Annotated in this window: 17 protein-coding genes; 3 read left to right on the top strand and 14 right to left on the bottom strand. The window is 36.8% G+C overall.

Annotated elements, in window-relative coordinates; genetic code table 11:
* Positions 1–31: 31 nt before the first annotated feature.
* The 4 genes from LF886_RS00935 to pepT form a co-directional block, all read right to left on the bottom strand.
* Entirely contained in the window at positions 32–271 is a 240-nt protein-coding gene (locus tag LF886_RS00935; protein WP_236852247.1) for a hypothetical protein, read from the bottom strand.
* 177 nt (positions 272–448) lie between these two features.
* Positions 449–1,750 carry a hypothetical protein gene (locus LF886_RS00930; RefSeq protein WP_236852246.1) on the bottom strand — a complete coding sequence of 434 codons (1,302 nt, stop codon included), beginning with the start codon at positions 1,748–1,750 and terminating at the stop codon, positions 449–451.
* A gap of 196 nt (positions 1,751–1,946) precedes the next feature.
* On the bottom strand, positions 1,947–2,513 hold the full coding sequence (locus LF886_RS00925) for an energy transducer TonB (RefSeq protein WP_236852245.1): 567 nt from the start codon (positions 2,511–2,513) through the stop codon (positions 1,947–1,949).
* A 6-nt stretch (positions 2,514–2,519) separates the two neighbouring features.
* Complete coding sequence (gene pepT / locus LF886_RS00920) at positions 2,520–3,767, bottom strand: peptidase T (protein WP_236852244.1); 1,248 nt, start codon at positions 3,765–3,767, stop codon at positions 2,520–2,522.
* 189 nt (positions 3,768–3,956) lie between these two features.
* Between pepT and LF886_RS00915 the strand changes: the two genes are divergently transcribed.
* Positions 3,957–4,805: a hydroxymethylglutaryl-CoA lyase gene (locus LF886_RS00915; protein ID WP_236852243.1), complete on the top strand. Its 849-nt coding sequence runs from the start codon at positions 3,957–3,959 to the stop codon at positions 4,803–4,805.
* A 113-nt stretch (positions 4,806–4,918) separates the two neighbouring features.
* Complete coding sequence (locus LF886_RS00910; RefSeq protein ID WP_236852242.1) at positions 4,919–5,755, top strand: sulfurtransferase; 837 nt, start codon at positions 4,919–4,921, stop codon at positions 5,753–5,755.
* A 51-nt stretch (positions 5,756–5,806) separates the two neighbouring features.
* Here the strand turns inward: LF886_RS00910 and LF886_RS00905 are convergent, their stop codons facing one another.
* From LF886_RS00905 to LF886_RS00890, 4 genes are read right to left on the bottom strand one after another with little or no spacing between them, the layout of a single operon-like run.
* Positions 5,807–6,133 carry an SUF system Fe-S cluster assembly protein gene (locus tag LF886_RS00905; RefSeq protein ID WP_109737844.1) on the bottom strand — a complete coding sequence of 109 codons (327 nt, stop codon included), beginning with the start codon at positions 6,131–6,133 and terminating at the stop codon, positions 5,807–5,809.
* 2 nt (positions 6,134–6,135) lie between these two features.
* Positions 6,136–6,837: a 3'-5' exonuclease gene (locus LF886_RS00900; protein ID WP_236852241.1), complete on the bottom strand. Its 702-nt coding sequence runs from the start codon at positions 6,835–6,837 to the stop codon at positions 6,136–6,138.
* An 18-nt stretch (positions 6,838–6,855) separates the two neighbouring features.
* Entirely contained in the window at positions 6,856–7,203 is a 348-nt protein-coding gene (locus LF886_RS00895) for a tRNA-binding protein (RefSeq protein WP_236852240.1), read from the bottom strand.
* Positions 7,200–7,709: a hypothetical protein gene (locus LF886_RS00890; protein ID WP_077413315.1), complete on the bottom strand. Its 510-nt coding sequence runs from the start codon at positions 7,707–7,709 to the stop codon at positions 7,200–7,202. Before LF886_RS00890 ends, LF886_RS00895 begins: the two co-directional genes overlap by 4 nt.
* 164 nt (positions 7,710–7,873) lie before the next feature.
* Between LF886_RS00890 and LF886_RS00885 the strand changes: the two genes are divergently transcribed.
* Positions 7,874–9,367, top strand: a complete 1,494-nt coding sequence (locus LF886_RS00885) for a 3-coathanger stack domain-containing protein (RefSeq protein WP_236852239.1) — start codon at positions 7,874–7,876, stop codon at positions 9,365–9,367.
* Positions 9,368–9,495: 128 nt separating this feature from the next.
* On the opposite strand, the gene LF886_RS00880 is transcribed toward LF886_RS00885, so the two are convergent.
* From LF886_RS00880 to LF886_RS00855, 6 genes are all read right to left on the bottom strand, one after another.
* Positions 9,496–10,506, bottom strand: coding sequence for a trypsin-like serine peptidase (locus LF886_RS00880; RefSeq protein ID WP_236852238.1), 1,011 nt, complete (start codon positions 10,504–10,506; stop codon positions 9,496–9,498).
* A 74-nt stretch (positions 10,507–10,580) separates the two neighbouring features.
* Entirely contained in the window at positions 10,581–11,426 is an 846-nt protein-coding gene (locus LF886_RS00875) for a caspase domain-containing protein (RefSeq protein WP_236852237.1), read from the bottom strand.
* Between the two features lie 269 nt (positions 11,427–11,695).
* Positions 11,696–12,340: a response regulator transcription factor gene (locus LF886_RS00870; RefSeq protein WP_124532773.1), complete on the bottom strand. Its 645-nt coding sequence runs from the start codon at positions 12,338–12,340 to the stop codon at positions 11,696–11,698.
* Complete coding sequence (locus LF886_RS00865; RefSeq protein ID WP_103231146.1) at positions 12,337–13,107, bottom strand: sensor histidine kinase; 771 nt, start codon at positions 13,105–13,107, stop codon at positions 12,337–12,339. Before LF886_RS00865 ends, LF886_RS00870 begins: the two co-directional genes overlap by 4 nt.
* Positions 13,108–13,120: 13 nt before the next feature.
* The gene (locus LF886_RS00860) at positions 13,121–13,765 is read right to left on the bottom strand and encodes a hypothetical protein (RefSeq protein WP_236852236.1); all 645 of its coding nucleotides are present in this window, start codon (positions 13,763–13,765) and stop codon (positions 13,121–13,123) included.
* Between the two features lie 12 nt (positions 13,766–13,777).
* A complete protein-coding gene (locus LF886_RS00855; RefSeq protein WP_236852235.1) occupies positions 13,778–14,341 on the bottom strand; it encodes a hypothetical protein in 564 nt (187 codons plus the stop codon).
* Between the last annotated feature and the right edge of the window lie 150 nt (positions 14,342–14,491).

Genomic DNA, 14,491 nt, shown 5'->3' with positions numbered 1-14,491 from the left:
CCGGAAGTTTGCTACTCCCGGCTTTCTATTACTAATAAGGTTGTTCTTCACAGATAGAAGGAGGAATGCATCCACCTCCGCCTCCGCCAGGATTTCCACCACCTCCTACAGCGATGCATTGTCCCGGACTTCCGTCTTCATACATTTCACAGGCATTTCCCCAGGCACACTGGCAGTCATCCTGACAATTATAGGAATTTCCTCCCATATGACAGCCTCCGATACCGTTGCCCAGAATTGCAGATAAGTCTTTTCTCAAAAGTTTTTTCATTTTTTTCATGATTAAATTTGGTATTAAATGTTATAGTTTAAAATTGTACATCCTTGTAAATATAATAAAATTGCGTTAATTAATTGTAAATGAATTATATGTATGGTGTTTTTTTATACTAAAATAAGCCACTTCAAGAGTGGCTTATTGATAATGAGATAGATGATATGCTCCGTTTTAGAAACTGAAATCCTTTTGATACAGCAGATATTCTTTTTTGAAAAGAGGGATAGTCCCTTCATACCTGAGAGGAGCTATTCCAAAACCATAAAACATATCTGCCTGAATTTTGCCTTTTACAGAAAATACTCCTTTTCTTTCAGGAATAAATGTCAATCCTAAAGATGAAAGGGCAGAAGCTCTTCCTCTTAATCCGGAATTGGCAATAGGAATAGAAATAAATAGCAGTCCTACGGCTCCTTTAGCCTCTAAACCTGCTTCAGCAGATAAGTTTCCTTCCACACCGGTGATGGCGGGATCTGATTTCTTTTGAAGATTGATATTCAGTGCCGGAGTTTTGCTTATCAGGAAGTTGGCATTTCCTTCAAGATCCAAAAGCTGTCCCTGTACCTTTCCTGTTGCCTGTACTCCAAGAAATGGTCCTGCAGAAATGGTGGGGCTTAAAATAAGACCAGTAGGCCCCAAGACAATAGGAACGATAGGAATATTCAGATAATCTGTCGTGCTGGCTGTATAGCCCAGGCTTCCTACAATACTTGCAGAGCTCTGAAGTTTAATGTCATCCATGATGAGGTTGACATAAAAATCAGATAAATGACCCCACGAAAAAGTGATATTATAATCAATTTTTGGAGTAAATCCGCCCTTTACGTTCACACTGGAAGTTCCTGCCGAGGATAAGGGAAATGAAAAGGTTTTATCAAAATCAAAACGGTTGAAAGCAACTACTTTTTGATTTTGGAGATTCCTGGCTTCAATAGAAAGTATTTTACGATTGATCTCCTGAGAAACCAAACCCTCTACGGGAACATAATTCACCATTTTTCCATTGATATTAATGGGCGCTTTATCTGATGGATCATACACTCCGCTCAGGGTTCCGCTATAGATAAATTCTTCAAGTTTTGCACTGGAAGTTTGTACCGTGAAGCCGTTATTTGATTTGGAAACAGAGCTCACTTTTGAAAGTATTGTGCTCACCTGGTTACCTTCTACTTTTGTACCGACAATAACAGTTCCTGCCAAAATACTGTCTGTTTGTGGAGTACTGCGGTTAAATGTAATTTCCCCGTCATTGTGGGCAGAAATTGCATTTACCGATTCATCACTCAAGATAATAACATTTTTCTGTAAAGTCAGTTTTCCTAATGTCTTCATAGGAACAGACTGTGTAGAATTTTCAACAGGAATATCCATTGGATCATCCTGAGAACAAGACGTTAAAAGAAACAAGCAGAAAATAGAAAAAAAGATAGAGATATAAAATTTTCTGCTGATTTTGAAGAGGTTAGATTTCATTTTCATAAACAGTGATTTTAAGTTTCTATCTAATTTAGATGAATTATTTAACGCTCCCAAAAGAATTATATTAAATTACTGTCAATAACATAATGATTTTCAGTGAGATTTACATTTTGTCCCGTTAATCGTGAATACGAATTTCCAAGATATAGGAAATGAAAAACCCGCTTCGATGAGAGCGGGTTTGTATAGATTATTTTTTTAAAATCAATGCTAAAGGAATAGAAACAGTAGAAGATACCGGTTTTCCTTTATCTTCTGCCGGCTTCCACTTGCCTTTGTCTTTTATACGGTAAAAAGCGGCTTCAATGAATGCATTTACATCTTCATTATTTCCTTTTACGTTGGGGTCAAGAGCATTTCCTTTGGAGTCTACAACAAAAGTGATTGTTGCTTTGTAAGCATCTGAAGAAAAGTTGAGAAAGCCAAGATCCACTGCTTCATTTAAAAGCTTTTGGAAAGCGGCTTTACCTTTATCGTATTCAGCTTCTTTAGTAACCTTTCCTTTTGCGGGTGGATCTGCAGCGATCATTTTCTTATCCTCAACTGAAGCTTTATCCAAAGCATCCTTGTAGGCTGCAATTTTATCCTCGGTCAGAAGCCATTCTTTCTTGGTTTTTAAATCATTAGGCTTAGGATATTTGTTATACAGAGCCGCTTTCTTTCTTTCATAGCGGGAATCTGCCCTTTGAAATTCAGAAATCTGGGCGCTGCCGAAAATAAAAGTGAAAATGAATGCTGATGCTAAGACCTTTTTCATGATTTATTAAGCTTTTACAATATTAATAATTACTTCAGTTGCCTTTTCCATACTTTCCAATGCTACATACTCGTAGGGTCCGTGGAAGTTGATTCCTCCTGCGAAAATATTCGGACATGGAAGCCCCATATAAGAAAGCTGTGCACCGTCCGTTCCTCCTCTGATCGCTTTGATCTTAGGCTCAATACCAGCTTCAGTCATTGCTTTTGCAGCAAGATCTACAATGTGCATTTTACCTTCAAACTGCTGCTTCATGTTTCTGTATTGCTCTTTGATCTCCACTTCAGCGGTTCCTTCGCCATGCTTCTGGTTGAATTCACCGATTTTCCCTTCCATGAATTTCTTTCTGGCTTCAAATTTCTCTGCATCATGATCACGGATGATGTATTGAAGTTTTGCTTCAGAGATGTCAGCCGTAATATCCATTAAATGGTAGAATCCGTCAAAACCTTTTGTTGTTGAAGGAGTTTCGTTAGCCGGAAGTGTTTGAGCAAATTCAGCTGCTAAAAGAGCTGCATTGATCATTTTTCCATATGCATAACCTGGGTGAACGCTCAATCCGTGGATTTTTACAACAGCTCCGGCAGCATTGAAGTTTTCATATTCCAGCTCTCCAACTTCTCCACCGTCCATGGTATAAGCCCACTCTGCACCAAATTTAGCGACATCAAATTTATGGGCGCCTCTTCCGATTTCTTCATCCGGAGTAAATCCTATAGCGATTCTTCCATGTTTGATCTCTGGATGAGCGATAAGGTATTCTGCAGCAGTTACAATCTCTGCACAACCTGCCTTATCATCAGCACCAAGAAGGGTTGTTCCGTCAGTAGTAATTAAGGTCTTACCGACGTATTTTTTTAAGCTTTCAAATCTTGAAGGGGATAATGTGAATCCTGTTGCCTGGTTCAAAAGAAGATCATTTCCATCATAGTTTTCCCAAACCTGAGGCTGTACATTTTCTCCACTGAAATCCGGTGAAGTATCATAGTGTGAAATAAATCCGATAGTAGGTCTGTCATCATTTTCAAGGTTAGAAGGAACATATCCCATAATATAACCATGCTCATCAATTGAAACATTTTCCAGACCGATAGTCTTCAGTTCTTCAGTAATATAGTTGGCAATATCCCACTGGCGCGGAGTAGAAGGTGTTGCTTCACTTTCTGCATCGCTGGTTGAATATATTTTTACATAGCTAAGAAAACGGTTCAGTAATTTCTCTTTCCACATTGGGTTGAATTCTATTGTACTCATCAGATTTATCATAAATTTTAACAAAGTTAGCAAATTTGATGCTCAGAATACATTATTTGAGAGTTAATATCAGTTATTGAAATTATAAATCAGATATAAAACTTTGAAAATCAAAATAGTGTTAGATTTGTATGTACAGTATACTAAGTAGTTTAGTTTTATTATATTTGAGAAAATCAAAAAGTAACAATGTTTCTTACCGAATGTCCTAGAGATGCGATGCAGGGATGGGGAGAATTTATCCCTACCGATAAAAAAATCGATTATATCAACTCCTTGATGGATGTTGGCTTTGATGTGCTGGATTGTCTGAGTTTTGTTTCTCCAAAAGCAATTCCACAGATGGCTGACTCTGATGAAGTGGCTGAAAATATTGATAAATCACGTTCCAAAACGAAAGTTTCTGCAATTATCGGAAACTACAGAGGTGCCGAAAAAGCATTGAAACACTCATCCGTAGATATTCTGGGCTTTCCGTTTTCTATTTCTGAAACCTTTCAGCATAGAAATACCAATAAAAGTCAGGAAGAAGCTTTTGAGGAGATTATTAAAATGCTTGAGCTGACAAGAGGTGAGGGAAAACAACTGAATATCTATTTTTCCATGGCTTTTGGGAATCCTTATGGTGAAATGTGGAAATGGGAAGATGTAGACCAGTGGGCACAAAGATTCTCAGATATCGGTGTGAAAGACATTTTATTGTCAGATACAACCGGTGTGGCAACTCCGGAAACCATTGCTCTTTTGTTCGAAAAAATACCTTCAAAATACCCTGAGATCAACTTCGGAGGACATTTTCATAACCGTTATGAAGATTCTTACTCGAAATTAAAAGCGGCTTATGATAAAGGCTGCCGAAGATTTGACAGTGCTATCAAAGGAATTGGCGGCTGTCCTATGGCTAAAGATGATCTGGTAGGAAATATGCCTACCGAGCAGGTAATCAACTTTATGAGTGTTGAAAAAGCAGAACATAAGCTGAACCTCCTGAACTTTGAAAGTTCTTATAACAAAGCGAAGGATATTTTTCATTTTTAAATAGTTATAAAGAATAAAAAAATCAATAGGAGCGGGCTTTAGCCCGCTTTGCTATATTAAGATACACATGGCTTTAGCCAAAACATAATTAAATTAACCCCAAAATCAACAAAATGTCTCCAATCATCTCACCCTCCGAATTAAAGAACCTTTCTACAGAAAATCTTATCATTCTTGATGCAAGAACAGGAAAAGAGATAAGGCAAAACTATCTTGAAAAGCATATTAAAGGAGCAAGATTTATTGATCTGGATAAAGATCTGGCTGAGATAGGAGAAGATGCTGCTTTTGGTGGAAGACATCCGCTTCCTTCCGTAGAAAAATTTGCTGAAACATTGTCAAACCTAGGGATCGCTGAAAACTCTCACGTTGTTGTGTATGACGATAAAAATGCTTCGAATGCAGCAGCAAGAGCATGGTGGATGTTAAGATCTTTCGGCCTTGCAAATGTTCAGGTTCTTGATGGCGGAATGCAGGCAGCCGAAAAAAATAACTTTGAATTTTCTTCAGGAGAAGAAGTTTTTAATAAGGCTGTTTTGATTGAAAAAAATCAATGGAACCTTCCGATTTCGAGCCTGGAAATTGTTGAAAATGAATTAAAAAACGATTCTTCTACGGTCATTGATGTAAGAGATGCCTATCGATACAGAGGTGAGTCTGAACCAATAGATCTGGTTGCGGGGCATATTCCGGGAGCGATCAATATTCCTTTTTCTGAAAACCTTGATGAAAACGGTAATTTTCTGAGTCCAGAAGTTTTAAAAGAAAAATACAGTCAGTTATTACAAAATAACCCTGAGCATCTTATCATTCACTGTGGGTCAGGCGTTACTGCGTGCCACACTATTTTGGCTCTGGATTATGCAGGTTTTCCAATGCCGGATCTGTACGTAGGATCCTGGAGTGAGTGGAGCAGGAGAGAAGGGAAAGAAATTGCAAAAGATATTTAAAAAACAAAACCCCGAAAGAATTCTTTCAGGGGTTTATATTGTTAAGAGTAATTAAAGCATTCCAAGCTCAAACTTCGCTTCTTCACTCATCATATCCTTATTCCAGCTCGGTTCGAAAGTAAGCTCTAAATCTACACTTTTTACAAGCTCTACTTCAGCCACTTTATCTTTTACTTCCTGTGGTAGCGTTTCTGCAACAGGACAGTTGGGAGTCGTAAGTGTCATTATAATTTTTACGTCAGCATCATCGGAGATCTGGACATCATAAATCAGTCCTAATTCGTAAATATCTACCGGGATTTCGGGGTCATATACGGTTTTTAGTACACCAATGATTTCCTCACCAATGTCAGCAATTTGATCGTCTGTAAATTTCATTTTTAATCTAGATTGATATTCCTTTTCAACAAATCTTCCTGACGCATGCGCCGGAAAATATTTGCCAAAGTTAAGACATCTTTTTCACAATAGTCAACAATTCTCTGCAAGTCTTTTTCTATGTAGTAAATTGATGAAACCATTGAGCCGTCAATATCATCTTTCGGAGTTGGAATGCCAAAGACATGCGCCAGTAATTCCAGTGATACAAAACTCTTATAATCCCCGAACTTCCACAGTTCCATAGTATCTATATGAGGAACCTCCCAGGGTTTTTTCCCAAACATCTGAAACGGAGCTGGGGGCTGCATCCCATTGATAAGGTATCGTCTGGCAATCCAGGGAAAGTCAAATTCCTTTCCGTTATGAGCACACAGAATAACATTATAGAGCCTGGGACTGTTGAAAATTTCTCCAAATTCCTGAAGCATTTTCTTTTCATCATGTCCGGAAAAACTTTTTATTTTTAAAGTATCATTCTTTTCAATCATCCCGATGGTGATGCAGATGATTTTTCCAAACTCAGCCATAATACCGGCTCGTTCATAAAATTCTTCTGCCGAGATTTCTTCCTTTCTCTGGAATCTGGTCTTTTTGTCCCACAGATATTGCTCTGTTTCGGATAATTCGTCCCAGGATCCTGACTGTGGAACCGTCTCAATATCAAGGAATAAAACTCTTTCTAAGGGTATGGTCTGTATCATATGTGTTTTTGTTGGTATCTATCCTACCTGCATTCCATTTTTTGCAGGCAATGAAGGGGCTAAAAGAGTAACATCTTTTTTATCATCACCATACAATCCTAAAACAAGACATTCGCTGAAGAAGTTGGCAATCTGCTTTTTAGGGAAATTAACCACGGCTAAAATCTGTTTTCCTACCAGTTCCTCTTTTTCATAAAGAGAAGTAATTTGTGCCGATGATTTTCTGATTCCCAGATCTCCAAAGTCTATTTCCAGCTGGTAAGATGGGTTTCTTGCTTTTTCAAAATCATTCACTGAAATTATCGTTCCGCATCTGATGTCTATTTTTTCAAAATCTGCCCAGGAGATGTCTGGTTTTACTGTCATGGTAATTCGTTGATTAAATGTTCTACTTCTGTTTTCTGCTCTGCATATTTTTGTTGTAATACTGATCCTTCACCCATTCTTTTGTAATATTCCAACGCTTTTCCGCCGAAGAATTTTTTATGAAAATCTGAAACCTCCGGAATCTGCGGAAATACTTTGTGAAAAAGCATCTCATAATACGCCTGAAATTCTCTTTCATTTTTGTCTTCAATTACCTGTCCGGGAGCTTTCTGTCTTACATGAAGCATTTCGTGAGCCACCATATTCAGAACAAGGTTCAGGTCAAAATCAAATAAATTTCTTGGGATCATTACCGTTTGCGGTCCACCCAGACCTCCTTCTGCTGTAAGAAGCATTGAAGTGGGAGAAAGCTCTTCCCTGAATCCAAATCCTGCAAAGTTCTCATGTTCAAGATCAAAAGAATGGATCAGATATTTTGCAGCATCCAAAATCTGGTCATGCTCTTTGTAAGCCTCAAGGTGTAAGTTGATCTGCTCGAAATTCATCTGAAATATGTTTAATAACAAATGTATTAAAATATTGAGAAATTAAGAAAATATTTGAAGATTAAAGAGTTGAGAAATGTATATGATATTTTACAATAAAGAGATCATTGAATTTGTCCTCTATTACAGAAGAAAACGTTAATTTTGAAAAAAACATAACCCAAATGCACTTGAAAAGATTATTTGTAATTCTACTTTTTTTATCCTTTTATTTAGGCAAGTCTCAAGCACTCCCAGCCTTTACGCCAACTCCATTTGCTTCTTCTCAATGTAATAACTTAATGGGAAACTATAATAATCAGTGGAAGCCCAGCCATGGAAGTCCTAATGTTATAGATTTAGGCTGTGGTAATAAAGTGGTTCGATTATATAGTAAAAATGATAATATTACAAATAGAAAATCAGAGGGAGTATTTATTGATTTAAATAATATAGGGATCAATATTGATACTTCTAAAAAATATAAAATAATCGTTTCCTATCGTTATTCCTTACCTCATAACCCCAATAGAGCCATTAATTTTGATGTATATCTTGCCAATGGTATGATTGAAAAGTCAAATAATAATTGTGATGAAGAAACATTCCCGAATGTATCAGAAAAGATGAAAATTCTTACTTTTAATAATGGGGAGGTCTTGCAGGATACATATACTTGTCAAGTAAAATCTAAAGAACAAGGACAAATAATTCCTAATAAGTCTTATAAGTATTTGTGGATTACATCCAATTTGAATACAACTCTAAATTTTAGAGAATACGTAGATATTGATAAAGTTGAAATGTATTATGATGGTAATTCAGGTTCAGGTTCTAATGATTGTAATTTACCACCACCTACTATGCTGAAATATTCAAATTTAACAGATACTTCGGTGAGATTAGAATGGAATGTAGCTGTTGGAACAGGGCTATGGTATGATATTAGATTATATAATAATTCAACAGGGACATTAGTATATAGTAATAATTATCATCCTTTACAAAAAGATTACACCGATCTTAGCCCTGATACTCCTTATACTTTTACAGTTGCCCATGCTTGTTTAAATAATCATGAAAATAATGATGTTAGAACAATTAGTTTTAGAACTCAATGTGCTCCTGATTTGACAATAAATACACCGGTAATAAAAAATAATATTTATCAGGCTAGTAATTCTATTGTTGCATTGTCAAATATTAGTGATGGATTACTGGTAAAGTATAAAGCAAAAAATTATGTATCTCTCCAACCAGGGTTTAGTGTGAAAGCAACAGATAGTAATAGCTTGTTTCATGCCTATATCGGTGATTGTTCTGGAGGTTCTCCTACATCTTCCCAGAGACAAAATGGTTTAATTTCTTTAGATTTAAAAAGCGAAGAACGCATGGCAGCAATTTCAGACATTGAAAACTATTCTAGTAAAAGAAATGACGAAAAAATAATTTCAAATTCAAATTTTGAAATTTACCCGAACCCTGCATCAACATATTTTGATATTAATACAGATCAGGAAAAAGTAATTTCCTGGGAAATGTATGACCTTTCCGGAAAAATGGTACAAAAGGGGAACTCCAATAGAGTAGATGTACGTTCTATTCCTGATTCAAACTATCTTATAAACATTACTTTTGAAAACATGAGAGTGTCAAGAAAAATAATTATAAAACATTAACTTAGAATATAAGTTTTTCTGGATAGAATCATAAGCATGATATTTTAGTTAATAATTCTAAAATATCATGCTTATGTAAAACCCGGCAGCCTTTAAAGGCTGCCGGGCTATTTAAACTAAAAAATAAATTAAGGATGTTCATTTCTTGCTTTGATGACCAGATTTACTAAATCTGAGCCTCCGCTTGCAAAATTATCACTCGGATTATGAGCGCTTTGAGTGGCTACAGCATACGGAGAGCCGTCCCAATATCCCCAGAAAGGGCCGCCGCTTTGTCCAGGCCATATATCTGCTTTGTGGCTCATGCTTTCGTTATCATCTGCACTCCAGAAGTCTCCGTCCAGAGCAATTCCTGTTTGGTAAGTGGGTCTTTGGGTTCCTGTAAGGTCTCCCGGATATCCTGCGTGAGTCCAGTAAGCACCTCCATCCCAAGAATCGGAATATGATTTTGAGCCTAACCAGCCTGTGCTGTTTCCGATAGGTCTGTCTAATACAATCACTACATAATCATATTGTATCTCTGTCGAATCAATGCTAGGGCCTGCTACTTTATACTTATAATACGTTAATGTACCCCAGGCAGTTCCGTAAGGAGCGCTTCCGTTGTAATACATGGGTGTGAATTTCAGCCATCCTGTTGTATTATTAGGCTGCCAGTCTACAATATGAGAGCAGGTAAGAAGGTGTCTTGGTCCGATCATTACACCGCTTCCTGAGCCTAAAGAACTTTCTACTCTGCCCACACATCTCCACGGATAAGCAGTAGAATTATATACTTTTCTTTGATCTGCACCGAAAATAGTTCTTGCATTTTCAGGAGTCAGGAAAGAATCTCTGTCAATGAATTTAGGTTTACGGTCTCTTTTGGGTTCCAGTTTGGGATTGTATTCAAAATCAGCATGGGTAGGATAGAAATGGTCAGTTTCCAGCGATCGGTTTTCTGCTGTTTTTTCATCCATGGGCATTCCTATTGTTTTCATTCCTTTAGGAAAAGTTCTTCCGTTAATGGTTTCCATGGCTGGAAGCTGGCTGAATAATTTTTCAATTGCTGCAGGTTTTTCAGTTAGTTTTGCTTTAACAGCTCTAAGTCTTAAAACTTCTTCTGCTGTCATTGGGTTGTTGTTTTCAATTTTAGACATGATTATTATTTTTAATCTGGTATATTCCTACTCTTTTGATGGCTTTTCGGATTCCGCCGGTAGTGGTTTTATGATTAGGTGAATATTTTTTGTGAAAATTCTGCCGGGATGCTTTCCGTTTGGTTGATCTGAGCGGCTCCCATTGCTGCTAATGCGATAGCAACCTGCTTATCCAGGATTTTTCGGACGATATTACCATTGGTCGCACGCAATATTTTACAGAAGTGATACGTGAAATACCCTCGTATCTGACCGCTGATATTTCCTTCCATAGAAACCTGATTGTCTTTCGCGGCAGCCCATAACGTATGATTCATTCCGGCAACAGGGATCAATGCTTTAGTCAGAACAGTTGATTTTTTAGCATTTTTAGAAGATTCCATTTCACTGGCATATGTCAGATAAAATTCATCCTCAAGCATTGGAGGAATATAACGGGCAGTTTCATTAAGGAGGTCTGCTTCCAGTCCAAGATCCATTTTTCGGGTTCCAGTTCCGGAATAACAACAGTCGAAGATGACCTCCATATTCACTCCTGGTTTTAGCTTGCTGAGAACGGTTTTAAAATCATCATCACGGATGACCCCATTATTGGCATAGTCGTGCGGACAAATAGCTTCATCCAGACCATCCAGTTCCAGATCTAACCCGATATTAGCCACTCGGGTTCCGTGTCCTGAATAATAAAAAACAAGAGAATCTCCTTTTACACTGGTACTGATGATCGATTTCAGATAGTTTAATATATTCGCTCTTGTGGCATTTTGATTGGTCAGGATTTTAATCTTTGCCGGACTAAAACCACAGATCACCAATGTGTTGGCCATATCCCTCGCGTCATTTACGCAGCCATTAAGATCCGGTCCTCCGTATCCGATAGGTGCATAATCATTGATTCCTACGATGAGTGCTTTTTTCATTGTATTAGTTTTAAAATAATCCCTACTCTGTTTCGGCTTTTCGGGTTCTGCCTTCCTTTGTTTTTCTATGACAAAATTCCGTCATTCTACAGAACAAAAACAGAGGATAAAACCGTATTTTAGTAAAGGGAAAAGCCCCTTTTTAATTCTGTATGAGGATGTTATGTTATAAAAAATCCGGCAGCTTGAAAAGCTGCCGGATGGGTAAGTAGGATGTAAGGATGTTTATGTTATGAGATAAAATAAGATCAGAAAATTGAAATATTCTATCAACACAGATCGTGTTTTAAAGCAAAGAGCACCAAACCGGCTCTGTTTTTTATATCCAGTTTTACAAAAACGGAATCTCTGTAGCCATCAATTGTTTTGGGGCTGAGGCACATCTTGTCTGCTATTTCTTTGTAGGTAAGCTCACTGCAGGCCCATCTTATAAAATCTTTCTCCCTGTCTTTCAGTTCCGAAAGTAAAGAGGCAGTTTTTATTTCTTCTGTTTTTACTTTCAGAAGTTTCTGGGCCACAAAATCAGTATAAAAACTCCCTTTTTCAAATACAGTGTCGATCGCCTGAAAGAGGATAGAAGGCTGCATGTCTTTGAGTAAGTATCCTTTAGCTCCTGCCTTTAGCATTTTAATCAATGTTTTTTCATCATCATCCATTGTCAAAGCAATGACTTTGATGTCAGGATAGTGCTCACTAAGCCATTCTGTAGTTTCTATGCCGTTTTTATAAGGCATGTTGACATCCATCAATACAACATCCGGCAATTCGGACGCTTTTTCTATGCCAGCAATAAAATCTTCTCCGTTGGGATGGTTCATGATCACCCTATATTGAGGATTTTCTGAGATCATATTTTCCAATGCTTTGGAAATTAAAGTATGATCATCCACGATGGCTATGGGAATGGTTTTCATAATAAATTTTTGTGATAGGTTATCAAAGTTTGTGTTCCTTTGTTCAGTTCCGATTGTATAGACAGTTCAGCATGAATAAGCTTGGCCCTCAATTTCATGTTTTTCAATCCTGAACCGTCCTGAATATTGCTCGTATCAAAGCCTTTTCCATTGTCTGAGATACTAATGTGTAATTTTTCACAGTCATCTTCCATTTGTATAGAAACATTTTTGGCTTTTGAATGTTTCAAAACGTTATTGATACTTTCCTGGATGATTCTGAAGAGGATCAGCCCATGTTTCGGCGAAATATCAATGTCCTGTTTCTGAGTGACGAATTCTATTTTTAATAATTTCAGTTTTTTGATCCTTTGAACCTCTCTTTCTATGGATTCTGCCAGTCCGAAATGAATGATTTGTTCGGTAATCAATGTTTTGGATAAGTTTCTTATATCCTGTATACATTCGCCTAAAAGGTCATTCAGTTCCATCAGATCTTCTTTTTCCGTGTTTTTTAACTTCGTAATCAGTTGATTTTGTCGTAACCTGACCACGGAAAGTTTTTGCCCAAGATCATCATGCAATTCCTGCCCGATATAATTGAGGGTCTGTTCCTTCATTTCCACCTGAGAAGTGGCCAGTTCTTTTTCAAACCGCAGATCTTTTTCCTTTTGCTCTATCAGCAGCGTTGTTTTTTTCTTGATAAAAACAGCATAAATGAAGATCATTGTCAAAACAACGATGAATAAAGTAATGGTAAAGATGATGACCAAGTTATTCTCTTCCATATCTAAGAAGCATTTATCTGTTTCTGTCTTGTTTGTTCCAAATTAAACCCAATATAAGGATGCTGTTGCTGATCAAATTCAACATAAATAAAATGAAGAAATAAATATTCTCCGAAACCGTAGTCCTGAAAAAGAAAATAGGAATACTTCCTATAAAAAAGATCAGTAAAGCTACTGAAATCCAGAAGGGCAGGTAGTTTTTGATTTCTAGTATTTTATCTGAATTAAAGGTTTGGTACAGGAACAAAATAATTGAAAATAGCAGCAGCAGAATATCTACATACAGCATATTAAAAGAAAAATGATGAAGCAGATCATCTTCCGTGTAAAACATTACCGCAATATTGAGGACAAAAAGCATCAGAATAAGCATCTGTATTTTTTTGAGCAGCGGAACATACAACAAATGATAATAATACAGTAAGTATAAAAAAAATACGACCATCAAAAAACCAATGACATAGAATATATCCGTAGGCAGACTCTTCAGCGCAAAGTAGAAATAACAGAAAATATCAATCAGGGAAAACAACAGATATCCGATGATAAAAAACAAATTTTCCTTTCCCGTTTTTCTATATTTTATAATCATTAAAATCATGACTACAATAGAGATGACCATAGATATCTGTTTTCCTATTTCAATATTCCAGTTCATAGTTTTATTTTTTTATGGCATTGTTCCAGACAAAGTTTTTGGTGGCGGAGCCAGATTGGTCATATTCATAGATTCTATTGAAGGTACATCTGTATTTTCCTCGGATGTTGCGGATGTTGCGGATCTCGACATGGCATTGTCTCTTTTTTTCTTTTGGGCAGTAGGGGCCAAAAATATGGTTTGATAGCCTGCATATTCAGGTTTTGCCATTCGGTTTTTAGGATGATTCAAAGGATATTTTCCCATGTAAATCCTGATTCCCGGATTTTTTAAATTTTGTTTTTTGGCATTTTCTTTTACATATTTAATATATCCTTCCATATCTTCCAGCGAAAACCAGTACCATCGGGAATCTGGCTCACCGTTCCTGTATTTGGTGAGAGCTTCATGATTGGTTCTCGTGTATTCATCAAAAAGAACCCGGCCTTCACGATAGCTGATCAGTTTCTTTTTATAACTGTTGCTAAAGGGTTCTTTAGGAGGTTCGGAGCAGCGGGTACAGCTTAGTAAACAAAAAGCGATAACAAATGCTGCACAAAGCGGACTTAAGATTTTAGTAAAAAAGGAAGTTTTCATTTTTATGGTTTTTAATTTTATTGAACAAAATTAGCGAACGGTATAACTATAAAAAAGAGGGAAAACACTGTTTTTTATCCTTTAATAAATCTACGACTTTTTGATATTCAGATGGATAGGAATTGTCAATTTGTTTTCCTTATCAGAAAA

The organism is Chryseobacterium sp. MEBOG07 (genome assembly GCF_021869745.1).
Classification (GTDB): Bacteria; Bacteroidota; Bacteroidia; order Flavobacteriales; family Weeksellaceae; genus Chryseobacterium; species Chryseobacterium viscerum.
Note: the sequence above shows the minus strand (reverse complement) of the source record. Positions and strands in the feature narration are given on the sequence as shown.

Excerpts from the sequence above, each read along its gene's own strand:
- LF886_RS00910 (WP_236852242.1), top strand. The coding sequence starts at position 4,919 with ATGTCTCCAATCATCTCACCCTCCGAATTAAAGAACCTTTCTACAGAA.
- LF886_RS00935 (WP_236852247.1), bottom strand. The coding sequence starts at position 271 with ATGAAAAAACTTTTGAGAAAAGACTTATCTGCAATTCTGGGCAACGGT.
- LF886_RS00915 (WP_236852243.1), top strand. The coding sequence starts at position 3,957 with ATGTTTCTTACCGAATGTCCTAGAGATGCGATGCAGGGATGGGGAGAA.
- LF886_RS00870 (WP_124532773.1), bottom strand. The coding sequence starts at position 12,340 with ATGAAAACCATTCCCATAGCCATCGTGGATGATCATACTTTAATTTCC.
- LF886_RS00880 (WP_236852238.1), bottom strand. The coding sequence starts at position 10,506 with ATGTCTAAAATTGAAAACAACAACCCAATGACAGCAGAAGAAGTTTTA.
- LF886_RS00885 (WP_236852239.1), top strand. The coding sequence starts at position 7,874 with ATGCACTTGAAAAGATTATTTGTAATTCTACTTTTTTTATCCTTTTAT.
- LF886_RS00925 (WP_236852245.1), bottom strand. The coding sequence starts at position 2,513 with ATGAAAAAGGTCTTAGCATCAGCATTCATTTTCACTTTTATTTTCGGC.
- LF886_RS00875 (WP_236852237.1), bottom strand. The coding sequence starts at position 11,426 with ATGAAAAAAGCACTCATCGTAGGAATCAATGATTATGCACCTATCGGA.
- pepT (WP_236852244.1), bottom strand. The coding sequence starts at position 3,767 with ATGAGTACAATAGAATTCAACCCAATGTGGAAAGAGAAATTACTGAAC.
- LF886_RS00890 (WP_077413315.1), bottom strand. The coding sequence starts at position 7,709 with ATGAATTTCGAGCAGATCAACTTACACCTTGAGGCTTACAAAGAGCAT.
- LF886_RS00855 (WP_236852235.1), bottom strand. The coding sequence starts at position 14,341 with ATGAAAACTTCCTTTTTTACTAAAATCTTAAGTCCGCTTTGTGCAGCA.
- LF886_RS00860 (WP_236852236.1), bottom strand. The coding sequence starts at position 13,765 with ATGAACTGGAATATTGAAATAGGAAAACAGATATCTATGGTCATCTCT.
- LF886_RS00865 (WP_103231146.1), bottom strand. The coding sequence starts at position 13,107 with ATGGAAGAGAATAACTTGGTCATCATCTTTACCATTACTTTATTCATC.
- LF886_RS00895 (WP_236852240.1), bottom strand. The coding sequence starts at position 7,203 with ATGACAGTAAAACCAGACATCTCCTGGGCAGATTTTGAAAAAATAGAC.
- LF886_RS00900 (WP_236852241.1), bottom strand. The coding sequence starts at position 6,837 with ATGATACAGACCATACCCTTAGAAAGAGTTTTATTCCTTGATATTGAG.
- LF886_RS00930 (WP_236852246.1), bottom strand. The coding sequence starts at position 1,750 with ATGAAATCTAACCTCTTCAAAATCAGCAGAAAATTTTATATCTCTATC.
- LF886_RS00905 (WP_109737844.1), bottom strand. The coding sequence starts at position 6,133 with ATGAAATTTACAGACGATCAAATTGCTGACATTGGTGAGGAAATCATT.